Here is a 23,262-nt window from a genome sequence, read left to right as displayed (position 1 = left end):
TCAGTTCTCCAGTCCGCTGGCCAGCCCGCTGCCGGTGATCTTCTGGATCAGCAGGGTACCGGCCCATGAAATCAGGGCGATCATCAGCACCACGGCATTGGCCGCCTGCTGGTAGTTGTAATCAATCAGGCGCAGTGAGTAGGTGGTCAACACGTCGGTCGCGGGGATGGCCAGGATAATAAACAGGCTGACGCCCTTAATGCCGGAGATAAACGGCAGCAGGATCGCTGTGGCCAGCGGCCCGGCCTGAATCGGGATAACGATGCGGCAGATACGCGACAACCAGCCTGCACCGGCCACGCGTGCGGCCTCTTCCGCCTCCTTGCCCAGCTGGGTCATCGCCGCGATGCCGGAGCGGCTGGCGTAGGGCATCTTTTCGGCGATCAGCGCCAGCACCAGAATCAGCGGCGTGCCGTACAGCGCGGGCAGTGGACCGTGGCTGACCGCAAACAACGATAAAAACGCGGCGGCGAAGGCGATGCCGGGCACCAGGTATGGCACAAAGGTCACCTGACGCAGGAAGGTGCCGACCCAGCGCAGGTGGCAGCGCATCACCGCATAGCCCACCAGCAGCCCCAGTACGCCGCAGGCCAGCGAGGCCGAACCGACAATCACCAGCGTATTGCCCGCAGCGCGCCAGAACTCGCCGGTCAACAGAATACCGCTGTGCAGCGCCACGGTATCGAGGTTGTGGCCGATCCAGTAAGCAAAGGTGAAGTTGTCGCTGTTAAAGCGCCCGGGCAGGATCATGATGGTAGAGAGGAACAGGGTCAGCAGCGGGATCGCCACCCCCAGCAGCACAAACGCCAGCGGCGCGGCGGCGGCGAGGATGCGCCAGCTGCCCAGCCCGCGGCGGCGCTCCATTACCCCTTTGCCGCCGACGGTGACAAAGCGTTTCGCCTCACGCAGCATCTTCATATCCAGCAGCAGGGTGACCATCCCCATCAGCATAATCACCGAGGCCAGCACCGCTGCCACGCCAGACTGACGGGTGCCGATGGCGCGATACAGGCCGGTAGACAGCGTATCAAAGTGTACCGGCAGGCCGAGAATATAGGGCAGGGCGAACTCGCCGATGCAGTCGGCGAAGATCAGCAGCGCGCCTGAGAGCAGCGCCGGGCGCAGCAGCGGCAGGACAATGCGCAGGGCAATAGTGCGGCGCGATGCGCCCAGCACGCGTGCGGACTCCTCCATCTGGCTGTCCATCCTGCGCAGCGCGTTACCGACCATCAGTATCACCAGCGGCGCATAGTGCAGCACCATAATTACCACCATCGGAAACGCGCCGTAGGCCAGCCAGTCTGGCGTCTGAATGCCCATTGCTTCCAGCCAGCCGGGCTGGCCGCCGATCGCCTGGTTTTTAAACAGGGTGCTCCACGCCAGCGCGAAGGTCCAGGAGGGCAGCATAAAGGGCACGATTAGCAGCGTGGCGAAGCTTTTGCGCCCGGCGAGATCGGTGCGGTTAACCAGCCAGGCCAGCACCACGCCGATCAGCAGCGCACCGGCCACGGTAAACAGTGCCACCGTCAGCGTGTTGAGCAGCGGCGTCCACAGCAGCAGTTCGGACATCCGTGAGGTGAGGGTGCGCAGCAGGTAGTAAGCGGTGAGGCTGCCTTCTGCGGCGGCGGTGCGGTTCTCGTCGCCGCTCTGCACCAGCACGGCGTTCACCAGTACCGAGAGTACCGGTGCCAGAATTAATCCGCTGAAGAGCAGCACCAGCAGCATGCCCAGCAGGTTGGCCGGCTCATGGCTGGCGATGGCGAAACCGTGACGTAACCGCTGCCACGGGGAAATCGTTGTCGGGCGTTCAGCTTGATAAGACACGCTCTGACCTCGGTCAGTGAAAGAGTAAGCGGACTATAGCGACGCCGTATGACAGTTTTGCGATGCATTTGCACATATGTGCATTTTTTATTTTAAGTGCAAACAGGAAGTCAGGCATAACCACAGGTGTATCGGTTGGGCTTAATGCACGCAGGCAATGCTGGCATTCCGCACGGCTTCACAGCAGGACGTTGCGGTACTGAACTTTAGAGACGATCGAGGAACTTTGATTGAAATGCATCACAATATGTTATAACGTAACATAAAATAACAGAGAGAGAGGATCCCCCCTTGGTACAGGTAACAAAACTGGCAGTGGTTCTGGGAACATTATGCTTCAGCTATCAGGCGCTGGCCCATGGCCATCACGATCACGGCAAGCCGCTGACCGCGGCTGAAACCCAGGCGGCGGCAGGCGTATTTGCGGATAAAGACGTGAAAGACCGCGCGCTGACCGACTGGGAAGGCGTCTGGCAGTCGGTTTATCCGCTGCTGCAGAAGGGGGCGTTGGATCCGGTGTTTGAGAAAAAGGCTAAGCAGGACGGCAGTAAAACGGCGGCAGAATTCAAAGAGTACTATCGCAAAGGCTACGCCACCGATGTGGATATGCTGGGTATCGAAAACGGCGTGATGGAGTTCCATCGCGGCGACAAAAGCAGCGCCTGCCGCTACGACTACGCCGGCTACAAAATTCTGACCTACGCCTCCGGTAAAAAAGGCGTGCGCTACCTGTTCGAGTGCAAAGATGCCCGCAGCAGCGCACCGAAGTTTGTGCAGTTCAGCGACCACACCATCGGCCCACGCAAGTCCGCGCATTTCCATATCTTCACCGGAAATACCTCTCAGGAAGCGCTGCTGAAAGAGATGGACAACTGGCCGACTTACTATCCTTATCAGCTGAACGATGCGCAGGTGGTTGACGAGATGCTGCACCACTGATATCTCTGACGAAACGGCAGTTCCGCCAGGGCGGAGAGGGCCGATAATCCGTGGGCGAGGCGATTAACGCGTTGCCGTAACACTATGTTTTTGGACAGATTCCTGGCTTAATCGTCAGGTATGAACAGGCAGATGGCAGTATAATGACCCCGGCGCTTGAGGCTTCTGCTTCAGGTCGTCGGCAGCAGTGCTGATGTGCGTGAGGCAGATGCAGAAAAGCCCCGAAGTTAATTTCCATTAACCCCGAGGCCCCTGTATGCCCAGAAACATCAGGGTATCCTCTTACCTGCCGCAAGGCAAGGAGAAGAAGGTCATGAAACTGCCGCAAAGCACCCTGTTCTGGTGCGTATTAACGCTGTGTTTAACGCTGTTAATATTCACGTTTCTGATGCGGAAATCGCTGTGTGAGATCCGCTACCGGGATCCGTTCAGGGAGGTGGCGGCGATGATGACCTGCGAACCGGGTAAGTAGCGAACCACTGGCGGGGGTAACCCCGCCTTTCGGTCACTGATGTGGCGGGCAGCGCAAGCGCTTTTACAAAGGGCTCTGGGGAAACTCAGGGCCCTTTTTCCGTCGTTACCACTAACGCGCTAACGTAACACGCTGATTTTGGATGTATTCCTGGTATGATCGTCAGGCGGGAACGGAAAGACGGCAGTATAATGACCCCGGCGCTTGAGGCTTCTGCTTCAGGTTGTCGGCAGCAGTGCTGATGTGCGTGAGGCAGATGCAGAAAAGCCCCGAAGTTAATTCTCATTAACCCCGAGGCCCCTGTATGCCACGAAACATCAGGGTATCCTCTTACCTGCCGCAAGGCAAGGAGAAGAAGGTCATGAAACTGCCGCAAAGCACCCTGTTCTGGTGCGTATTAACGCTGTGTTTAACGCTGTTAATATTCACGTTTCTGATGCGGAAATCGCTGTGTGAGATCCGCTACAGAGACCCGTTCAGGGAGGTGGCGGCGATGATGACCTGCGAACCGGGTAAGTAGCGAACCGCAGGCGGGGGAAACCCCGCCTTTACGGTCACTGATGGGGCGGGCGGCGCAAGCGCTTTTACAAAGGGCTCTGAGGGAACTCAGGGCCCTTTTTCCGTCAGGTTTATCCCGCCACCCGGTAGCCATTTTCTCCGCTCTCCGTTTTTCTGGCTCAGTGTCCTGGAGCCTCTCTGTTCAGTGCTTCTTAAGGCTGGCGCATCCTGCGGTGCCTGCCGCCGCGCCCGGCAGACACGCAAATTATCACTAGCGGGTTAGCGTAACACACTGATTTTGGATGTATTCCTGGTATGATCGTCAGGCAGGAACGGAACGACGGCAGTATAATGACCCCGGCGCTTGAAGCTTCTGCTTCAGGTTGTCGGCAGCAGTGCTGATGTGCGTGAGGCAGATGCAGAAAAGCCCCGAAGTTAATTCTCATTAACCCCGAGGCCCCTGTATGACACGCAACATCAGGGTATCCTCTTACCTGCCGCAAGGCAAGGAGAAGAAGGTCATGAAACTGCCGCAAAGCACCCTGTTCTGGTGCGTATTAACGCTGTGTTTAACGCTGTTAATATTCACGTTTCTGATGCGGAAATCGCTGTGTGAGATCCGCTACCGGGATCCGTTCAGGGAGGTGGCGGCGATGATGACCTGCGAACCGGGTAAGTAGCGAACCACTGGCGGGGGTAACCCCGCCTTTCGGTCACTGATGTGGCGGGCAGCGCAAGCGCTTTTACAAAGGGCTCTGAGGGAACTCAGGGCCCTTTTTCCGTCAGGTTTATCCTGCCACCCGGCACCCGGCACCCGGCACCCGGCAGCCATTAGCCATTAGCCATTAGCCATTAGCCATTCTCTCCGCTTTTCTGTCTCAGCGTCTTTATACTTCGCTGTCCAGTGATCTTTAAGCCTGGCGCCTCCTTTTCTGTAATGCCACGCTTCCGGATCATCCTCACCGGTCAAAACAGCGGTGCCTGATCGAACTTTTTACGGTATTCGCGTGGACTTAACGTGCGGTGCTGGCTGAAGATGCGCGAGAAGTAGAGCGGGTCTTCATAGCCGACCGCGCGCGCCACCTGGGCAATTGACAGCTGCGTCTGCTGCAGCAGATCGCAGGCGCGGGAGACGCGCTGCTGCTCGCGCCAGGCGGAAAGGGTGGTGCCCATCTCTTTGCGGAACAGGTGCGCCAGCCGCGAGGTGGAGATAAAAGCCATGCGCGCCAGTTGCTCTACCCGGGTCTCCTCGGCCAGGTGTTCATTGATGTAGTGGCACACCGTCTGGATGCGCGGGTCGCGGTTTTGCCGGTTGCTGGCGGGCTGCAGCTGAAAAGTCTGCAGTATCAGCCGCTCCAGCGTGTTCATCGCCAGCGCCTCGGCCAGCGGCTCCGCCGCCGCGTTCCAACGGATCACCTCTTTAAACAGCAGCGCCATCTGCCGGCTGGCGGTCGCATCAAGCGCCGTGCGTCCAATCTGGCCCTGGTAGCGATCCCAGCGCAGCCAGTCGCTCCAGCCGGGGCGCGGGATAAAATAGATCCACAGATGATCCCACGCCGGGCTCTCTTTGGCGCGACCGTAATGGTGGATCACCCCGGGTGGAAAGAGCAGCATCTCATCCTCACTGCAGCAAAACTGCCCGTCGGCGTGATGGATCACGCCACGGCCTTTCAGGGTCAGATTAAGCATATAACCCTTCATGCCGCTGGGGCGGTGAATAAACCAGTCAAGCTTGCTGCCGGGCGTGATAGGCGTAAAGCCGGAAACCATAAAGGCGTTAAAGGTAAAGCGCTTCATCAGCGGGGAGAAGTTTAACAGCTCGGCGTTGTCTGACGCGGTCATCGGCGGCATCCGGCGGAAGTAAGTGCGGCTAGTATAGCCGCGGCCCCCGTCTCACCGGAGGCCGCAGGTTACTTTTGTGCTATCGCTCACGGTTGACCGGGCAACTGCTCTCCGGTCGATACCGCTGTGCCGCTGACGCCCTGCTGGTAGCGCCCGGCGGAGAGGTCCGCCGCCACCTGCGGGTAGATCTCATCCAGCCGGTAGAACCACAGCAGCAGCAGGTTCAGCGCGGCGAGGATCAGCGGGAAGAAGATAAACAGAAACTCGATGGTTTCGACCACCGTGGCCGGCTGCGGTGTGCTGCCGCCGCTGACAAAGCCGGCGGCACCGAGGATCCAGCCGACGCTGGCGGTGCCCAGCCCCATACCCAGCGTCTGCCCCAGCGTGCCGGCGCTGAACAGGATACCTTCGATGCGCAGCCCGGTGCGCCACTCGCCGTAGTCGATGGTATCTGCCAGCAGCGCAAACGTGGTCGCCCCGATGCCGCAGAAGCCGACGCTGCGGATGGCGGTCGCGATAATCACAAACAGCGCGTCCTGTTTACCCAGCAGCGGCAGCAGGTAGGCCAGCGAGCTGACCAGCAGGCCCAGCATCGCCAGCCGGCGTTTACCCAGCCTTTTCAGCAGGAAAGGTATAATCAGCAGCGTCAGCAGGCCGGGAATATACTGCGCCATGCTGATGTAGGCGATCAGCGACACGTCGTCGAGAATATACTTCGAGTAGTAAACGCCGACGGCGGAGAGCGCGGTTAAGCCGGTAAAGGTGATCAGCAGATAGAAGAACATAATCAGCCAGTAGCGGTTCGCCAGCATCGAGCTGACCACCTGGCGGGGGGTAATACGCTGGCTGTTATCCTTGCTCACCGGCTCAATGCGTTCGCGGGTGCCGAGGGCGGTCAGCAGCAGGAGCAGCGCGGTAAAGAAGCCGAAGATGGCGAAAACGATCACCCATGAGGCGTGGCTGTCGCCAAACAGCGCCACCAGCGGCAGGGTCAGCACCCCCACCGTCAGCGATCCGCAGGTGGACAACCCTTTACGAAATACGCTGAGAATGCCGCGCTGATAGGGATCGCGGGTGATCAGCGCCAGCAGCGATCCGTAGGCGATATTGTTGGCGGTAAAAAAGACGTTGGCCAGCAGGTAGGTAACGCAAACGTAGGCCACCTTGAGGCCGTAGCTGACGTCCGGCACCGTGGCCATTAGAAACGCCGACAGGCCAAAGGGTACCGCGGTCCACAGCACCCACGGCCGCGCCTTGCCGAGGCGTGAACGGGTTTTATCGATGCGGATGCCGACCCAGATACAGATAATCCCGTCGAGCACGCGGGCGAAGAACATCAGCGAACCGATCAGCAGCGCGGAGATGCCGACCACGTCGGTGTAGAAATAGGCGAGAAAGGTCACCATCATGGTGTAGGTCAGATTGGTGCCGTAGTCACCGATGCCAAAGGCCAGCCGCTCCTTCAGGCCAATGCGTTGCAGCTCATCCGGCAGAGTTGATTGCGTCATGCCTGCTTCTCCAGTTCAACGATTGCCACGCCCCAGTCGGCCAGCGTCAGGGTCTCACCGTGCCGTCCGCTGTGGCCGCTCAGCAGCTCACGGCCGGCGGCCGGCCACGCCACGCTCAGCGGCTCTGCCGAGAAATTGAGATAGAACATCAGTGAATGACCGGTACGACTCACGCCGTGCTTCACCACCAGCGGGAAGCGATGACCGCTCACGTCGTGCACGCCGGCCTGCGGCAGCAGACGGGTCATTACCGCCTGCAGCGCCGCTTCGCTGATGTCGCAGCCGATATAGGTGGCGCTGCCCTTGCCGCTGCGGTTGTGCACGATGGCGGCGTATTTTCCCCAGTAAGGGTGCTGATAGCGCGCCCACACCTCTGCTCCGGCGTTATCCACCTCCAGCAGCTCCATCCAGTGGCTGACCTCGCCGTGCTGCGGCGGCAGATCCAGCACCTCCGACTGCAGCGTGACCTCATGCGGCTCAACGAACAGCTGATAGCTGGCCCCAATCGTCTCACGGATAATGGCCGGCTGCCGTTCATGACGCACCTTCAGGTCGGCGTCGGCAAATCCCGATTTAAACGAATAGAGGATATGGCCGCCCTCGGCGACAAAGCGGTTCAGACGCTGCAGTACCTCGTCCGTTACCGCATACAGCAGCGGCACCACCAGCAGCTGATAGCGCTCAATGCGCGGGTCGTCCGGCGTCAGGATATCCACCTCAACGTTCATCCGGTACAGCGTGTCGTAATAGCGGCGGAACAGGTCGTTGTACTGATGCTCCCTGTGACGGCCAAACTGATGCCCCTGATACGGGTGCCAGTCAATGGCGGTCAGGCAGTCGTTGCTGACCAGCAGCGCCACCCGGTTGGGTTTTTGCAGGCCGGCCAGCTGGGGTGAAAGCCGTGCCAGCTCCGCGCCGATCTGCTGCGCCTCGCGATACACCGGGTTGGGCTGCAGGTCGTGGCTGAGCAGCCCCTTCCAGTAGGTTTCGAACGAATTGTGCAGCGAATGCCAGTGCCAGTAGCCGATCATCCCGGCGCCGGAGGCGATATGGCTGAAGGCCTGCAGCCGCAGCTGGCCCGGATACGGGGTCCAGTTTTTAAACGCCTGGGCTTCGGTCTCCAGCACCAGGTAGCTGGCATCTTTGGTGGTGCGGGCGATATCACCGCAGAAGGCGATTTCGGCACCGGTCAGCTGATGCTGGCTGGGGTGGTAGATATCCACGCCGGTAATATCCAGCGCTTCTGACGCCGCAAAGTGATCGACCTCGCCGCGCACGCCGTAAGACCAGGTGCGCCACTCAAAATCGAAGTTATGGGTGATAAACTGCGCGGGTTGCCGGTACTCGCGCACCAGCGCCGCCTGCCAGGCGAGGAAATCGGTGACCAGCTGGCGCTGATAGTGCTGAAACGCGGCGCCAAGGCTGGCGTTGATGGTGCTTTCCAGCGGCGGGAAATCTTCCCACGCATCGATGCGGTTGCTCCAGTAGTCAAGACCGAACGCCGCGTTGAGCTGCTGCAGATCGCCGTTAAAACGCTGTTTAAGCTGTTGAATAAAGCCGCGCTGCACGTGTTCGCCACAGCTGTCGTAATACTTGGTTTCGTTATCCACCTGAAAACCGATCACCGCCGGGTGCTGCGCGGTAGCCTGCAACAGCTGGCGAATGATCCGCTCGGCGTAGCGCAGATAGACCGGGCTGGTGATGTCCATCTTCTGCCGCGGGCCGTATTTATTGACTCCCTGTGGGGTGGTGGCCATCACCGACGGATGTTTTTTTGCCAGCCAGGCGGGCAGTGCGTAGGTTGGCGTACCGATAATCACCGCGATCTGATTAGCATGCATCCGTTCCAGCACGGTGAGCACGCTGCTGAAATCAAACTCGCCGTCGCGCGGTTCATAGGTGCTCCAGGTGCTCTCGGCAATGCGTACCACGTTGATCCCGGCGGCTTTCATCAGCCGGATGTCCTCATCCAGCCGCTCTACCGGCAGATACTCACGATAATAGGCCACACCGTATAACAGCTTTTCCATCTCTCATCCCCGTTAGTTCTCGTACACAGTTGCGGTACGTTAGCCGGGATGAAAAGCGCAAAGATAAAATAAGCTGCCATGAACATAGAGAAATATGCTCCGGGGACCGGGCTATGAGGCTCATCACATTTTGCTGATTAGAATTTTACGCTGATACCGGCGTTATAACGGGTCTGGTTGCCGTCGCTCAGCCCGGCGGTCTGTGCAATCGCTGCAAACGCCGACACCCTGTCCGAGATCGGCATAGTGGCCCCGGCGGAGAGTTCGGCCCAGTCCTTATCCTGTTTCTCGCTGACGCGGGTGAAGGTCAGCGCGGTGGATTTCAGGCCGCCGTTGGCGCGGTACACGTCATCGCCGAACTGATGACGCCAGCTGGCCTGTGCCCAAGGATTGATCGTACCCGCGCGGGCATCAATACGCCACCCCGCGCTGCCGATCTGCGAGTGGCCGTTCTGGTCGCCAAAGCGCATTGACGTACTGCTGTTGCCCTGTTCGCTGTAGCCGCGCACGTGGCCATAGTCCCAGGCATACTGCAGCGTTGGCCCGGTGGTCAGCCAGTCGGTCGCCGCGAAGTCGTAGCCTGCCGTCAGCCGCGTACCATACAGCCTGCCGCTGGTCTCGCCTTTTTCGGTGTGCGTCAGTTGTCCTAGGGTGATATCACGCTGAATATTGGCAAAGTCCGCCGACAGATAGTGCACGTCGCCAGCGATCCACGCCTGGCCCAGCCGCAGCTGGCTGAACAACGCGGTCTGGAAACCACGGGCATCATAACGGTAGCGGTCGTCCGGGCGCTGGTTGTCCAGCGAACCGGCGATCAGGCCTCCGACCAGCAGATTGTCGCTCAGCTGGTAGTCGACGCCGACCGTCAGGCTGTTGGCATTGCCCCTGCCGGAACCGTTTTCTCCGTTAGCGCGATAGCGCTGATAACCGCCGCTGTAGCCGCCAAACGCGCCGAGCGCGCCGGTGGCCGCCGGGTTCTGACGCAGCTGCTGATAGCGGCTATCGAGGGTACTGCGGCTGCCGTTAACCATCGCCAGCGTGCCCTGGTTCAGCGCCGTGACCTGCAGCGGGGCGGAAACAATTGAGGTAATGTACCGGGCGATAATGTCGTGTACCTGCGGGCCGGGGTGGAAATGGTCGGCAAACAGATAATCCTGCGCGGTGTTGAAGCCGCTGGTGCTGGTGGTGCAGTCGGTGGCGGCCACGCCGGCCGGGCAGGCCATACCGGCGGTGTTGGTCAGGCCAAACGCCAGCGGGTCGTCCAGCAGCTCCCGGAACACGGCGTTGATGTCGGCCAGCGCGATGTTACCGCCGTGCTGCTGCAACGCCGCCTCTTCGGTACGGTTATACAGGCCGGTCAGCGCAGAAGCCTGCTGGGCGGCGGTGGCGTAAGCGGCGCTCAGCTGGGCGGCGATAGCCTGCTGAACGGCGGAATTGCCGCTGACGACCGATGCAGCGGCCAGCAGTGAGCGATCGATCGCCTGCTGACGGCTGGCGAGGTCTGGCGTCGCCGCGGCGTTCAGTGACGCATACGCGGCCTGGATAGCCGGCGCTGCCGCTGCCCCCAGCCCTGTCGTCAACACCAGCTCCAGCAGCGTTGGAGTAGCTGAGATATCCGGCACGTTGGCGACCACCACCAGACCTGCTCCGGCATCCAGCAGGCTGCCGACCTGGGCCGCGGCGCTGGTGGCGCTGTTCACCGCCAGCCCCTGCGCCAGCGCCGGTTGCGTCGCGGCGGCTGCCAGATCGTTGCCACCGATCCAGTGAATATAGAGGCCGTTAGCGTCGGCGCGGCCGCCGTTCTGGCTCAGATACGCGGCGACCTGAGCCGCACTGTTATCGGTGGCGTTCAGCGCGGCCACCGCCGTGGCACCACCGGCAGCATAGTTGCTGCCGCCGGCATCTGAAGGGGTTAACGTCAGCCCGTAATGGCTGGCCAGCTGTTCATCGTAGAGCGGGTTCTGGCTGCTGTTCCATGTCCAGCGCCCGTTGTTGCCGGTATCGCTCAGGCTGTCGCCAAACACCGTTAGCGAATCAAATGCGCAGGCGGGGGCGGTTAGGGCGAGGAAGATGGCCAGGCTGCTGAAACGAAGTGATTGATGCGTTGCGATCATACGAACCTCTTTTTCGGTATTTTTGCAGAAATCAGCGCTACTTAATCTTCTATACGAGATAGTTTAATTTTCCATGACGGACGCCGCCGTTTCTGAGAAACGTGATGGCAGGCGTCTTTTCAAAGGGAATTAACGGGTGGGTGGGCGGCGGCTGAAACGTTACGTCGGCTAAGCGTTCACGCCAGTGGATAGCGGCCGCGGCAGCACCTGCCCGATATCCTGTTCGAGCTGGTCAAGCAGCGCATAGCGTTTACGATACTCAGAACGTTTTTTACTGGCGATCTCTTCCATCTCTTTGCGGGGGATCGCCGCAGGCAGTGAATAATAGCCTTCGGCGGTCGCCGTGCCGCCGAGCATTTCCCAGAAGTCGTTATAATCCGCGTGCATCAGTTTTTTTCGGCTGCCGTAGCGCAGGGATCGGTAGACATGGGTGGCGTTTGAAACCGCACAGATCGCTTTCACGTCAAGCCATTTACTGACCTGGAGCAGCGCTTCGAATACCACTCTTTTCGGGAACAGTCCGTACAGCGTTTTGGTCGCCTGCTGCACGATCTGCTGGGCGTCCGGGTTATTTGGCCCCTGCAGGCCGCCAATCATCAGGGTTAATTGCCCGTGGTGCTGACAAAGGGTAAAGGTCAGCTCACAGAGCAGCTGCCCGGCGGCGTCCCGTAATATAATGCTCGCTTCGCCTTCGCGATCGAGGGTATGCGTTGAGATCAGGCTCATTACATAACGCTGCTCGTCTTTCGCGGCGATCTGCGCAAGGCAGAGCCCCGCTCCGCCAAGGTGCTGAGCAAAGAGAGTTACGCCCAGGCGTTCGGTAATGTGCTGATAATGCAGGATTACCGCCCGTGCGCCCGCCTGCCTGCCCAGGCGGTTGGTCAGATAGGGGCGGTGGTTGCGGCACGGCAGACGGGGTTGTGAAGAGAGCAACTGCTCATAGTGCGGGTGACGGATCAGCATGGTCAGGAGGGTGTAGGTCGGTACCGGCAACAATAGTCCGCGCAACAGATACTTACGGCGAAACTTCGGGGATTGCCACAGGGAATGGGGGATCAGTTTCCCGCTGCACAAGGCGATAAAAAGGGCCAGCGGCGTAGTGGGCAGCGCGGGCAGGGTATTGATATCTGTGAGTTGCGACATAGAGTTAACCTTAATTTCAACGCAGCGCATGACCTCCTTTTCAGGAAAGTCTGTCAGACTGCGTGACGCATTTTAATCGGGTGGGCGTCATCGGTGTAAGCGACCCGACGGTGTAAACCGATTATGCGTAGCGATTATCAATGATTCATCAATGACCGGTAATGCGATATTAAATTTCGTTTTTTCTGGAAGTAATCGAATTGCGACGTTGGGTCCGGGGTTTTCAGGGAAGTACTAAGGCGTTTCCACTTTGTTTATGATTCATTGGGAAATCCGGCAAAAATAAAAAAACGCCGCAGACGCCTGAATGAATTTTAAATAAGGATAAAACCGCAAAGGGGATGTGAACAGGGTAAAACAGGATCAACGTGAAGTCATTTTCGTTAATTAAAAAATAGCGTAACATGAACCTTTCGTGCTGTGTCCTGTCAGACAGGTGCAAAACAGGGATTCATATCTGTTTTATTTTTTGTTAACACGTGGTAACGCGAAAGGAAATTACCGATGCCGCAGTTCTTTATTCATCGCCCTGTTTTTGCCTGGGTGGTGGCTCTTTTTATCGTCCTTTCCGGCGTTATCGCCATTCCGCAGCTTCCCGTGGCGCAGTATCCTTCGGTGGCCCCGCCGCAGCTTTCGGTGAGCGTCAGCTATCCGGGCGCTACGCCGGAAACGATGAATACCTCGGTCATCTCGCTGCTGGAACGCGATCTCTCCGGCGTGGAAAACCTGCTCTACTTTGAGTCCTCCAGCGATACGTCCGGCAGCGCCAGTATCTCCATCACCTTCCGTCCCGGTACCGATATCAAGCTGGCGCAGGTTGACGTACAGAACAAACTTAAAGAAGTGGAGTCGCGGCTGCCCGCTGCGGTGCGGCAGAATGGCCTCAGCGTCGAAGCGGCCAGCTCCGGATTTTTAATGCTGGTCGGCCTGAAGTCCCCCGACGGCAGCCATAGCGAGGCGGATCTCAGCGACTGGTTTGCCCGTAATGCCTCTGACGAGCTGAAGCGCGTGCCCGGCGTCGGAAAAGTGCAGCTGTTCGGTGCCGAAAAGGCGATGCGGGTCTGGCTGGATCCGGACAAGCTGTTCCGTTATCGCCTGTCGGTTTCTGAGGTGATTGCCGCGCTGAGCGCGCAGAATGCGCTGATCTCACCCGGCCGGGTGGGGGATGAGCCGGCGGCGGCAGGGCAACGCGTCACCTATCCACTGACCGTGCGCGGGCAGCTGCATTCACTGGCGGAGTTCCGCAATATTACACTGAAAGCGCAGGCCAACGGCGCGCGGGTGCGCCTCGGCGACGTGGCCCGGGTGGAGCAGGGCCTGCAGAGCTATGCCTTTGCCATTCGCGAGAACGGCCAGCCGTCAACGGCAGCGGCCATACAGCTGTCGCCCGGTGCCAACGCGGTGAGCACCGCCGCCGGCGTGCGTGCGCGCCTGGCGGAGCTGAACGGCGTGCTGCCGGACGATATGGCGTTTTCGGTGCCCTTCGATACCGCGCCGTTCGTCAAACTGTCGATTGAAAAAGTGATCCACACCTTCCTGGAAGCAATGGTGCTGGTGTTCCTGGTGATGCTGCTGTTCCTGCAGAACCTGCGCTACACCTTTATTCCGGCCATCGTCGCGCCGGTGGCGCTGATGGGCACCTTCACCGTGATGCTGCTCAGCGGGTTTTCGATCAACGTGCTGACCATGTTTGGCATGGTGCTGGCGATTGGCATCATCGTCGATGACGCCATCGTGGTGGTGGAAAACGTTGAACGGCTGATGGCGCAGCAGGGTCTGTCACCAAAGCAGGCCACGCAGCAGGCGATGCAGGAGATCACTCCGGCGATTATCGGTATTACCCTGGTACTGACCGCGGTGTTTATCCCGATGGCGTTTGCCAGCGGCTCGGTGGGGATTATCTACCGCCAGTTTACGCTGTCGATGGCGGTGTCGATCCTGATCTCAGCGTTTCTGGCCCTGACGCTGACGCCGGCACTGTGCGCCTCGCTTCTCAAACCGGTAAACGGACATCCTGATGAGAAGAAAGGCTTTTTTGGCGGCTTCAACCGTGGTTTTAACCGTCTGACGGCCGGCTATGAGTCCGGCCTGCGCGCCACGCTAAAGCGCGGTGGCCGGGTGCTGGCCTTATACGGCGTGCTGTGCGTGGTGCTGCTGTTTGCCTGGCGGGCGCTGCCCTCGGCGTTCCTGCCGGACGAGGATCAGGGCTACTTTATGACCTCCATCCAGCTGCCGTCGGACGCGACCCAGCAGCGCACCCGTGAGGTGGTCGGCCATCTGGAATCGCTGGTCGCCGGGCGGCCGGGCACGGAGAGCAACCTGTCGATATTTGGCTTCAGTTTTTCCGGCTCCGGCCCGAATACCGCGATGGCGTTTACCACCCTCAGGGAGTGGGACCAGCGTCAGGGCGCGACCGCCGCCGGAGAAGCCGCTTACGTGCAGGAAGAGATGAGCAAACAGCCTGACGCCACGGTGATGAGCCTGATGCCGCCGGCGATTGCGGAGATGGGCACCTCATCCGGCTTTACGCTGGCGCTTGAGGATCGTGCTGGCCACGGCTACGCCGCGCTGATGGCGGCGGCGCAGCAGTTAACCGAACTGGCCAATCAGAGCGGCGTGGCGGCGTATGCCTACATCGACGGTCTGCCGGAAGGCGTCAGCGCCGCGCTGGACGTGGATCGTGAAAAAGCCCAGGCGCTGGGCGTTACCTTTGAGGAGATCAACCAGACGCTCTCCGCGGCGTCCGGCTCTTACTACGTTAACGACTACACCGATGACGGCCGCGTCCAGCAGGTGATCGTGCAGGCCGACGTGGCCTGGCGAATGCACCTGCAGGACGTACTGAAGCTGTACGTGAAGAACGCCAGCGGTGAGATGGTGCCGTTCTCCGCCTTCGCCAGCGCCGGCTGGACCCAGGCACCGCAGCAGTTAAACCGCTTTCAGGGCTATCCGGCGGTCAGTATTTCCGGCGGTGCGGCGGAGGGGGCTTCCAGCGGCGCGGCGATGGCGAAAATGGAGCAGCTGATGGCAGAACTGCCGAAAGGTTACCTGCTGGAGTGGACGGGCAGCTCGCTGCAGGAGCGCGACTCCGCCGCGCAGATGCTGCTGCTGGCCGCGCTGTCTGTCCTGGTGGTGTTTATGGTGCTGGCGGCGCTGTATGAGAGCTGGTCGGTGCCGGTGGCGGTGATGCTGGTGGTGCCAGCCGGACTGGCAGGCGCGCTGGCTGCCGTCTGGATCGCCGGGATGCCTAACGACGTATTCTTTAAGGTGGGGGTGATTACGCTGATCGGGCTGTCCGCCAAAAACGCCATTCTGATCGTCGAGTTCGCCCGGCAGCTGCACGCACAGGGTACGCCGCTGCTGGAGGCTACGGTACAGGCCGCCCGCCTGCGCCTGCGGCCAATCCTGATGACCTCGCTGGCCTTTACGCTGGGCGTGGTGCCGCTGATGCTGGCAACCGGTGCCAGCGAAAGCACCCAGCACGCCATCGGTACCGGGGTGTTTGGCGGGATGATCAGCGGCACGCTGCTGGCGATCTTCGTGGTACCGGTGCTGTTTATCGCGGTGACGAAGATGGCGGCGAAGCTGACCCGCCGGCGCTGAATTTGCTGCCTGCTGCGCTACGGCGGATAAAGGCGTAAACCTGCACGGCGGCCATACCGGAATGGCCGCCTGCGGATGAGGGTCTACTTCAGGTTTTTATCGCTAAACTCCTGCAGATTGGCCTGGGTAATGGTCTGATAAGGAACCCAGTTATAGACTTCGGTTTTCTTACCGGCCAGCATCGCCAGGGCAACGTCGACCGCGCCGATCGCCTGACCTTTGGCGTCCTGGAAGATGGTGACCGCCAGTTTGCCGTTTTTAACAAACTGCAGCGCGTCCGGCGTACCGTCAATCCCCGCCACCAGCACATCTTTCTTCTTCAGCTGGTCCAGCGCCATGATGGCACCGATCGCCATTTCATCGTTGTTGGCAACTATCGCGTCAATCTGGTTACCGTCCTGCAGCCAGGAGAGGGTTTTATCCACCGCTTCATTGCGCTGCCAGTTGGCGGTTTGCTTCTGCACCACCTTCATGCCCGGATGGGCGCTGACAAAGTCTTCCACCGCTTTGGTGCGCTGACGCGCCTCTTCAGTCGACAGCGAGCCCATCAGGATCGCCACATTACCCTTATGATTCATCCGCTGCGCCAGCGCCTCGATCTCCATTTTGCCGCTGACGGCGGAGTCAGAACCGACGTAGGCGACCTTACCGGTCAGCGCGGTTTCCGGCTTGCGGTTAACAAATACCAGCGGGATATTGGCCTTCTGCGCCGCCCTGATAATCGGCAGCACGCCCTGGGTATCCACCGGGTTGAGGATAATGGCGTCGGCTCCCTGATTGATAAAGTCGTCGACCTGCTGGATCTGTAGCGACACGTCCCCTTTGGCATCGGCGTACTGGCTCTTAACCCCTTTCTCGTTCAGTTGCTTCTCCATCTGGCTGCGCAGGATTGAGACAAAGTTGAGATCCAGATTGGCCAGCGCCACGCCGACCATATAGGTTTTTGCCTGGGCTGTGAATACGCTGAGGGCGCTTATGAGTATCAGTAACCACTTGAATTTTTTCATTGTTATTTCCTGTCAGGTCAGTTGGTTTTGTTTTTATGCACCCGGGTGCAAGAAAGAATGAGAGCAGCCCGGATAATTAACATTACGTCGCATATGGCAACATGCTGTTAACCTGAATCTCTGCCATGATGGAAAATTAGTCAATTGGCCTCATTTCAGAAATAAAATCATGCTCACAGAATTGATTTAAATCGCACCCGGTTGCAAAATGCAGTTTGCACCCGGGTGCATCTGATCACATAATCGCCGCGCAGGTGCGTAATACGTGCCGGCACAGGCTTACTCAACCGCGGCCAGCCGCCGGGGCGCGTCGTGGATGCGCTCAGCGGCTGGCCGGCATCAAGGAGCGAACATGAAGTTGTCTCTGCACGGCGTCTCTGTCTGGTACAGCAACGCCGTTACCCAGCTGCGGCTGGCGCGTGAAGCCGGATTTGACGGGCTGGAACTGCTGCCCGAACACCTGTACCGCTATCTGGAGAACGGCGGCAGCTATGCCCGCTTCCGCGAGCTGATGGCGGAAAATCAGGTTGAGATCACCTGCATCAACGCGCTGAAGCGCATTGGCCGCCACCAGCCGGAGGAGCGCGAGGCGCTGCTGCGTGAAGCCGCGCGCATCTGCGAAGCTGCGGTAGAGCTGCGCTGCCCGGTGGTGCAGATCATGGCGCTGACCGAGCTGGACCACCTGCCGGAAGCCGAACGCAACGCCATCCTGCGTGAAAATATCTGCGCGATCGCCGATATCGGTAAACCCTTAGGGCTGAAGTTCCAGATCGAAGTGGTGGCGTTTACCGCCTTCAACTCGCTGCAGCAGGGGCTGGATATGATCGCCGCCTGCGGCCGCGACAACGTCGGCCTGGTGGTTGACTTCTGGCACCTGCACGCGGGCGGTAACACCCGGCCGGAAGAGGTGGCGGCGATGGATGTTAATCTGATCTACGGCGTGCACTTTTGCGATGGCCGCGCGGCGCGTCCGGGCGAAGCCTGGGATGAGTGGGTGCAGCGCGACTACGCGCCGGGGCAGGGCGATGTGGATATTCCGGCCTGGCTGGCGGCGGTGCGGGAAACCGGCTATCGGGGCGGCTGGTGCCCGGAGCTGCTCAGCCCGCAGCACTGGGAGTGGGACCTCGCCGATATCGCGAAATCGTGCCGCGACAGCCTGCGGGAGTACGGGGTGCAGTAACCCCCGCGTCAGATGCCAGCTGCTTCACTCTCTGGCATTTGCGTTGCTGTAATAAGGGCGTCGCTTTTAGTCTGGGCGCCGGGTTCGGCCGTTGTAAGCTACTGTTTTGCTGTCTTAAAGGCATCGCTTCATATACTGGTGCCGGGTTCGGCCGCTGGCGACAGAACGCCGGGACGCCGTTAATTTTTTAAAGCCCAAAAGTACGGGCTTTAAAAAATAATCCATCCCTGGAGGCTCGGATGCCGCATCCGTGCGGCATACGCCCGGCTAACCTGCTCGCCAACGGCCTCCCATGCAGGCACTTACGTTGCGGTTACAGGCAGGGCTTTAGGCTCAGATTAATCGTTAGAGGAAAGTGTTGCGGCTAAGGATGGATTTTATATGCTTAGTGCTTAGTGCTTAGTGCTTAGTGCTTAGTGCTTAGTGCTTAGTGCTTAGTGCTGAGTCCAGTACAAAGGTTTTAGAGCAGCGACACAACAGATGAAAGGCAATCGGGGGGGATATCCGGATAAGCGGACCGTCGGCGCGCAGGGATGCGCGACGCCGAGCGTGCAGGGACGCATTCACAGCGTGTCCGCGTTCCGGATATCCCCCCCGATAAGCCCGTCACCGTTTTTAAAGCGACCCGGCCTGGAAGCTACCCCCCGCCAGGCCAGACACCTGAACCGAAAGCGTCCCGGCCCTGAAGCCAATCCCCAGTAAGCCGGGTGCCAACCCCACAGCGACTTACGCCAGATCGGCCCCGTTAGACGCAATCACTCCGCGATACCAGTACCACGAATCCTTCAGACTGCGCGCAAAGTCACCGGTGCCGTCATCGTGGCGGTTAACATAGATAAAACCGTAGCGCTTGCGGTACTCGCCGGTGCCGGCGCTGACGATATCAACCGCCGACCACGGCGTGTAGCCAATCACGTTTACGCCGTCGGCCACCGCTTCGCCCAGCTGAGCAATATGATCGCGCAGGTAGCTGATGCGGTAATCGTCGTGGATCGCACCGTCTGCCGCCACCTCGTCCAGCGCGCCGAGGCCGTTTTCCACCACCATCAGCGGCGTGTTCGGGTAACGCTGTGACAGGCCGTTCAGCACCCAGCGCAGCGCGCGCGGGTCGATCTGCCAGCCCCAGTCGCTGGCCTTAAGGTACGGGTTATCCAGCGCGTCAATATGGCCGTTGCCGCTGATCTGGTCGTTCTCGCCTCTCTCGCCGACGCACACCGAGTTGTAGTAGCTGAAGCTGTAAAAATCCACCACGCCGGCGCGCAGGATCTCCGCATCCTCAGGCCGCTGCTGCAGGGTAACGTTGTTTTCACGGAAATAGCGCTGTGCCCATGCCGGATAGTGACCGCGCACGTGAACGTCACCCGCCAGTGCATTGTGTTCTTCGTTCCACTGCTGCTGTAACAGCATGTCCTGCGGTGAACAGGTGCGCGGGTAGGCGGTCAGGTAAGCAATCATGCAGCCCAGCTGGTTGTTGGGGTCGATCTCATGGCCTTTTTTCACCGTCAGCGCGCTGGCGACCAGCTGGTGGTGCATCGCCTGGTAACGGCGCTGCGGCGAGTCCTCACCCTGAGGGAAGATCATACCGCCGCCGAGAAACGCGCCAAACGGCAGGGTAAGAATGTTGATCTCGTTAAAGGTCAGCCAGCGGGTCACCCGGCCGCGGAAGTGGCTCATTACCGCTTCGGCGTAGCGGGTAAAATGGCCGATCAGTTCGCGGTTGTCCCAGCCGCCAAAGGCTTTGGTTAGCCCGTAGGGCATCTCGTAATGTGACAGCGTCACCAGTGGCTCAATGCCGTATTTTTCCAGTTCGGTCAGCACCCGGTCATAGAACGCCACCCCCTCGGCATTCGGCTGTTGTTCGGTTCCCTCGGGGAAAATACGTGACCAGGCGATGGAGAAGCGGAAGCACTTCAGCCCCATCTCGCCCAGCAGGCGGATATCTTCTTCGTAGCGATGGTAAAAGTCGGTGCCGTGGTGGTTCGGGTAGAAGACGTCCGGCTGGATTTCCGGCGTTACTACCCGGGCGGTGTGCAGATCGCCGCCGCGGTAGATATCGCAGATGCTGACCCCTTTACCGCCCTCCTGCCAGCCGCCTTCGTGCTGGTTGGCGGCGGTGGCGGCTCCCCATAAAAAGTTTTCCGGAAATTGATAAGTCATCACGCTGTCTCCTGAAGGATGAACGGGTTAAACCGACGTTGTGCGAATATAAGCGGCGTGTGTCAGACCGATGGTGAAATAGCAATGAACACACGTTGTTAGTGATATTTCACTCGCCACGATCGGCGGTTAAAGAATTTAATCGTTGCTGATAAATACATTCTGCTATGCGGTCGATAGTGATACGGTGGCATGACCAGGTTTTTACATCAAGTAAAAACAGCTGGTTAGCGACCCTTGTGTGATTGTTGTCACAGATAAAAAACGTCACAGATCGTAATAAAAACACCCTGTTTTTTATGGTGAAAAATAGCGCTTTCAAAAAAACATTTTGTTTGTGTTGCTGAGGGTTTTATTTAGATCGCTTTTTTTTGAATGTAAAAAATTTATTTTCATTTGGAAAAATTAAATACGTTTGTCACAAAAACAAGCGCGACTTATGATAAGCGCTCACTTCAGCGGGTGTTGACCACCTCCCCGTCCTGAAGAATGGGTTTTACGGCGCAGCTGATAAGCACCAGGGAGCAGCATGATCGATCTGCAGCGGGTCAGGGAGTTCAACAACACCGACCTCAAAGTCTATGACTATCTGATTAAAAATTACGCCACGCTCGGCTATATGACCATCCGCGAGTTCGCCGCCGCCTGCGACGTCTCCACCACCACCATCCTGCGTTTCTGCCACAAGGTGGGCTACAAAAACTACAGTGATTTTAAGCGGGGGTTAAAGGCTTATCTGGACACGCATCCGCAGGGCAGCGCGGTGGACCTGGCGCAAGAAGCGCGGGGCTTTTTCACCCTGATCAACAACGACGAGATGGATCGCGCCATCGCCAGCTGCGCGGAGAAAATCAAAAGCAAAAAGAACATCGTCTTCGTCGGCACCGGTATCTCCGGAATTATGGCCAAGTACGGCGCGCGCTATCTCTCCAGCACCGGAAAAATGTGTTTTTACATCGACGATGCCACCTTTCCGGTGTCGGCCTCGGCGTGGCAGGGGGATATTGCGCTGGTGCTGTCGGTCTCCGGAGAGTCACCGCCGACGCTGGAGATCGCCGCTAAGCTGAAAAGCTCCGGCTGTGAAGTGATCGCCATCACCAGCGATATCCGCTCGCCGCTGGCGCAGATGGCCGACTCGCAGCTCTGTTACTTTATGAAGCAGACGCGCATTGAAGAGGTGATCAACATCACCAGCCAGATGCCGGTGATCTATATTATTGAATCGCTGAGTAAGGCGGTGATGAGCCAGCCGGTGACAGCCCACCCTGAACCGCACAGCCAGAAAGCCCGGCGTAACCCGTGATAGCCACGGCCCCGCGCCGCCGGTCAGACCAGCGCAGTAAAAACCAGCGAGTGGCTGATGACTTGCTTAGTCAACCCGCTGGCTGGTGCAGAAACTGCGCACTGGCCGGGCGGCGTTTCCTGTACTGACCGGCCAGCGAAAAACATCAGCCTTTCAGCGCGGCCTTAATCACCTCAGCATACGGCGTGGTTGGCCGGCCGATCAGCCCGCTTAACGTGCGGCTGTCGTCAAACAGCCCGCCCTGTGCTGCACCGGCGTCAGAGTCGGCCAGCATCTCCGCCAGGCCATCCGGCAGCCCGGCACCTTTCAACGCGGCGGCAAACTCGGCCTGCGGCAGATTGACATAGTCGACCTGCTCGCCGGACTGGCGGGCGATCTCCGCGCTAAAATCGGCCAGCTGGTAGCTGTCGTCACCGGCCAGCTCGTACACCTTACCGCCCTGGCCGTCGCGCACCAGCACTTCCGCCGCCGCCTCGGCGTAATCCACGCGTGCCGCAGAAGCAATGCGTCCTTCACCGACCGCGCCGATAAAGGCGTGATGCGCCAGCGCCGGCGCAATGCTGGCGGCGTAGTTTTCCGTGTACCAGCCGTTGCGCAGCAGCGCAAACGGGATGCCCGACGCCTTAAGCTGCGCCTCGGTGGCGCGGTGCTCTACGCCCAGGCCCAACGGGGTGGTGTCTGCCCGCAGCAGGCTGGTGTAGGCGATAAAGTCGACGCCCGCCGCTTTGGCCGCGTCGATCACCGCCTGGTGCTGCGCGACGCGCTGGCCGACTTCGCTGGAGGAGATCAGCAGCAGCTTGCTGACGCCGGTCAGGGCGCCGGCCAGCGTTTCAGGCTGGTTATAGTCGGCCACGCGCAGCGTCACGCCCTGTGCCTGCAGGTCAGCGGCTTTTTCCGGCGAGCGGACTAAGGCAATGATTTCAGCGGCAGGGATTTTTTTCAGTAAGGCATCAATCACCAAACGGCCCAGCTGGCCGGTGGCACCGGTAATCGCAATCATCGTTAACTCCTTCAGTTTTATCTGGTGTGGAAAGAGTGTGGACGATAAACTAACTTTTAGTAAGTACTTACAGAAATGTTAGTTTGCAGAGAACAGGATAAATGTCTGAAAACCTCAGTGAAAAATTTCAACGCGGCGAGTTGCTGAACGTCAACTGCCCGTCCCGCGACGTGCTCAAACGCATTACCAGCCGCTGGAGCGTGCTGGTTCTGCTGGCGCTGCGCGACGACACGCTGCGCTTTAGCGAACTGCGCCGCAAAATTGGCGGCGTCAGCGAACGGATGCTGGCGCAGACCCTGCGCTATATGGAAGAGGACGGTTTTGTTGAGCGTATTGCCTGGGAGGTGGTGCCGCCGCACGTCGAGTACCGGCTGACGCCGCTTGGCCACGAGGTGGAAGGCCAGGTCACCGGGCTGGCCGACTGGCTGGAGAGCAACGTGCACCGGATTGTTGGCCGGTGACCCCTCAGCGGTCGGCTGCCCTTGCAACCCTCAGGCGCTCTTCTTCAGCCCTGTCGATCACGTCCCGCTGGCGCTGCGCGGGGTGACATTTACCCGTTGGATCCCGAGCCATGCAGACCTGCTGCCTGCTCACTTCTGCAGCCCGGCCACCGGCCAGCATGCAGCAAAACCGCGCAGTATC

The 23,262-nt window shown here is 59.4% G+C and carries 17 protein-coding genes and 3 pseudogenes; 11 read left to right on the top strand and 9 right to left on the bottom strand.

Annotation, left to right across the window (positions count from 1 at the left end; genetic code table 11):
- Positions 1–1,824, bottom strand: a complete 1,824-nt coding sequence (locus NV64_RS00515) for an iron ABC transporter permease (RefSeq protein WP_101505065.1) — start codon at positions 1,822–1,824, stop codon at positions 1–3.
- A gap of 291 nt (positions 1,825–2,115) precedes the next feature.
- On the opposite strand from NV64_RS00515, the gene zinT reads away from it, so the two are divergent.
- The 7 genes and pseudogenes from zinT (at position 2,116) to NV64_RS00495 (ending at position 4,413) form a co-directional block, all read left to right on the top strand.
- Positions 2,116–2,763, top strand: a complete 648-nt coding sequence (zinT, locus tag NV64_RS00510; RefSeq protein ID WP_056237412.1) for a metal-binding protein ZinT — start codon at positions 2,116–2,118, stop codon at positions 2,761–2,763.
- Positions 2,764–3,015: 252 nt separating this feature from the next.
- Positions 3,016–3,108, top strand: a pseudogene (locus tag NV64_RS24410) (DUF5431 family protein); the annotation flags it as partial.
- Positions 3,077–3,235, top strand: coding sequence for a type I toxin-antitoxin system Hok family toxin (locus NV64_RS00505; RefSeq protein ID WP_056237410.1), 159 nt, complete (start codon positions 3,077–3,079; stop codon positions 3,233–3,235). The pseudogene NV64_RS24410 and the gene NV64_RS00505, both read left to right, overlap by 32 nt.
- A gap of 300 nt (positions 3,236–3,535) precedes the next feature.
- Positions 3,536–3,628, top strand: a pseudogene (locus NV64_RS24405) (DUF5431 family protein); the annotation flags it as partial.
- A complete protein-coding gene (locus NV64_RS00500; RefSeq protein ID WP_056237410.1) occupies positions 3,597–3,755 on the top strand; it encodes a type I toxin-antitoxin system Hok family toxin in 159 nt (52 codons plus the stop codon). The pseudogene NV64_RS24405 and the gene NV64_RS00500, both read left to right, overlap by 32 nt.
- Positions 3,756–4,193: 438 nt before the next feature.
- A pseudogene (locus NV64_RS24400) lies at positions 4,194–4,286 on the top strand (DUF5431 family protein); the annotation flags it as partial.
- A complete protein-coding gene (locus NV64_RS00495; protein ID WP_056237410.1) occupies positions 4,255–4,413 on the top strand; it encodes a type I toxin-antitoxin system Hok family toxin in 159 nt (52 codons plus the stop codon). The pseudogene NV64_RS24400 and the gene NV64_RS00495, both read left to right, overlap by 32 nt.
- A gap of 286 nt (positions 4,414–4,699) precedes the next feature.
- Here the strand turns inward: NV64_RS00495 and araC are convergent, their stop codons facing one another.
- From araC to NV64_RS00470, 5 genes are all read right to left on the bottom strand, one after another.
- Positions 4,700–5,575 carry an arabinose operon transcriptional regulator AraC gene (araC, locus tag NV64_RS00490; RefSeq protein ID WP_056237407.1) on the bottom strand — a complete coding sequence of 292 codons (876 nt, stop codon included), beginning with the start codon at positions 5,573–5,575 and terminating at the stop codon, positions 4,700–4,702.
- An 86-nt stretch (positions 5,576–5,661) separates the two neighbouring features.
- Positions 5,662–7,083, bottom strand: coding sequence for an MFS transporter (locus tag NV64_RS00485; RefSeq protein WP_101505063.1), 1,422 nt, complete (start codon positions 7,081–7,083; stop codon positions 5,662–5,664).
- Positions 7,080–9,113, bottom strand: a complete 2,034-nt coding sequence (locus NV64_RS00480; protein WP_056237401.1) for a beta-galactosidase — start codon at positions 9,111–9,113, stop codon at positions 7,080–7,082. The genes NV64_RS00485 and NV64_RS00480 overlap by 4 nt, the downstream gene beginning before the upstream one ends.
- 137 nt (positions 9,114–9,250) lie before the next feature.
- Positions 9,251–11,227 (bottom strand): autotransporter outer membrane beta-barrel domain-containing protein, encoded by a 1,977-nt coding sequence (locus NV64_RS00475; protein ID WP_101505062.1) that lies wholly within the window; start codon positions 11,225–11,227, stop codon positions 9,251–9,253.
- Positions 11,228–11,395: 168 nt separating this feature from the next.
- Positions 11,396–12,370: a VirK/YbjX family protein gene (locus NV64_RS00470; protein WP_158239868.1), complete on the bottom strand. Its 975-nt coding sequence runs from the start codon at positions 12,368–12,370 to the stop codon at positions 11,396–11,398.
- Between the two features lie 504 nt (positions 12,371–12,874).
- Here NV64_RS00470 and NV64_RS00465 point away from each other — a divergent pair.
- A complete protein-coding gene (locus NV64_RS00465) occupies positions 12,875–15,973 on the top strand; it encodes a multidrug efflux RND transporter permease subunit (RefSeq protein ID WP_101505060.1) in 3,099 nt (1,032 codons plus the stop codon).
- Between the two features lie 83 nt (positions 15,974–16,056).
- Here the strand turns inward: NV64_RS00465 and NV64_RS00460 are convergent, their stop codons facing one another.
- Positions 16,057–16,980, bottom strand: a complete 924-nt coding sequence (locus NV64_RS00460) for a substrate-binding domain-containing protein (RefSeq protein WP_101505059.1) — start codon at positions 16,978–16,980, stop codon at positions 16,057–16,059.
- Between the two features lie 352 nt (positions 16,981–17,332).
- Here NV64_RS00460 and NV64_RS00455 point away from each other — a divergent pair, with 352 nt between their 5' ends.
- Positions 17,333–18,160 carry a sugar phosphate isomerase/epimerase gene (locus tag NV64_RS00455; RefSeq protein WP_101505058.1) on the top strand — a complete coding sequence of 276 codons (828 nt, stop codon included), beginning with the start codon at positions 17,333–17,335 and terminating at the stop codon, positions 18,158–18,160.
- A 726-nt stretch (positions 18,161–18,886) separates the two neighbouring features.
- On the opposite strand, the gene NV64_RS00450 is transcribed toward NV64_RS00455, so the two are convergent.
- Positions 18,887–20,317, bottom strand: a complete 1,431-nt coding sequence (locus tag NV64_RS00450) for a glycoside hydrolase family 1 protein (protein ID WP_101505057.1) — start codon at positions 20,315–20,317, stop codon at positions 18,887–18,889.
- 529 nt (positions 20,318–20,846) lie between these two features.
- On the opposite strand from NV64_RS00450, the gene NV64_RS00445 reads away from it, so the two are divergent.
- Positions 20,847–21,620, top strand: coding sequence for a MurR/RpiR family transcriptional regulator (locus tag NV64_RS00445; RefSeq protein WP_056237379.1), 774 nt, complete (start codon positions 20,847–20,849; stop codon positions 21,618–21,620).
- A gap of 145 nt (positions 21,621–21,765) precedes the next feature.
- Here the strand turns inward: NV64_RS00445 and NV64_RS00440 are convergent, their stop codons facing one another.
- The gene (locus NV64_RS00440) at positions 21,766–22,620 is read right to left on the bottom strand and encodes an SDR family oxidoreductase (RefSeq protein ID WP_056237376.1); all 855 of its coding nucleotides are present in this window, start codon (positions 22,618–22,620) and stop codon (positions 21,766–21,768) included.
- A gap of 101 nt (positions 22,621–22,721) precedes the next feature.
- Here NV64_RS00440 and NV64_RS00435 point away from each other — a divergent pair, with 101 nt between their 5' ends.
- A complete protein-coding gene (locus NV64_RS00435; RefSeq protein WP_056237372.1) occupies positions 22,722–23,081 on the top strand; it encodes a helix-turn-helix domain-containing protein in 360 nt (119 codons plus the stop codon).
- The last annotated feature ends 181 nt before the right edge of the window (positions 23,082–23,262 follow it).

The organism is Erwinia sp. B116 (genome assembly GCF_002865965.1).
Lineage (GTDB): Bacteria > Pseudomonadota > Gammaproteobacteria > Enterobacterales > Enterobacteriaceae > Erwinia.
This window is presented reverse-complemented; position numbering and strand designations above follow the sequence as displayed.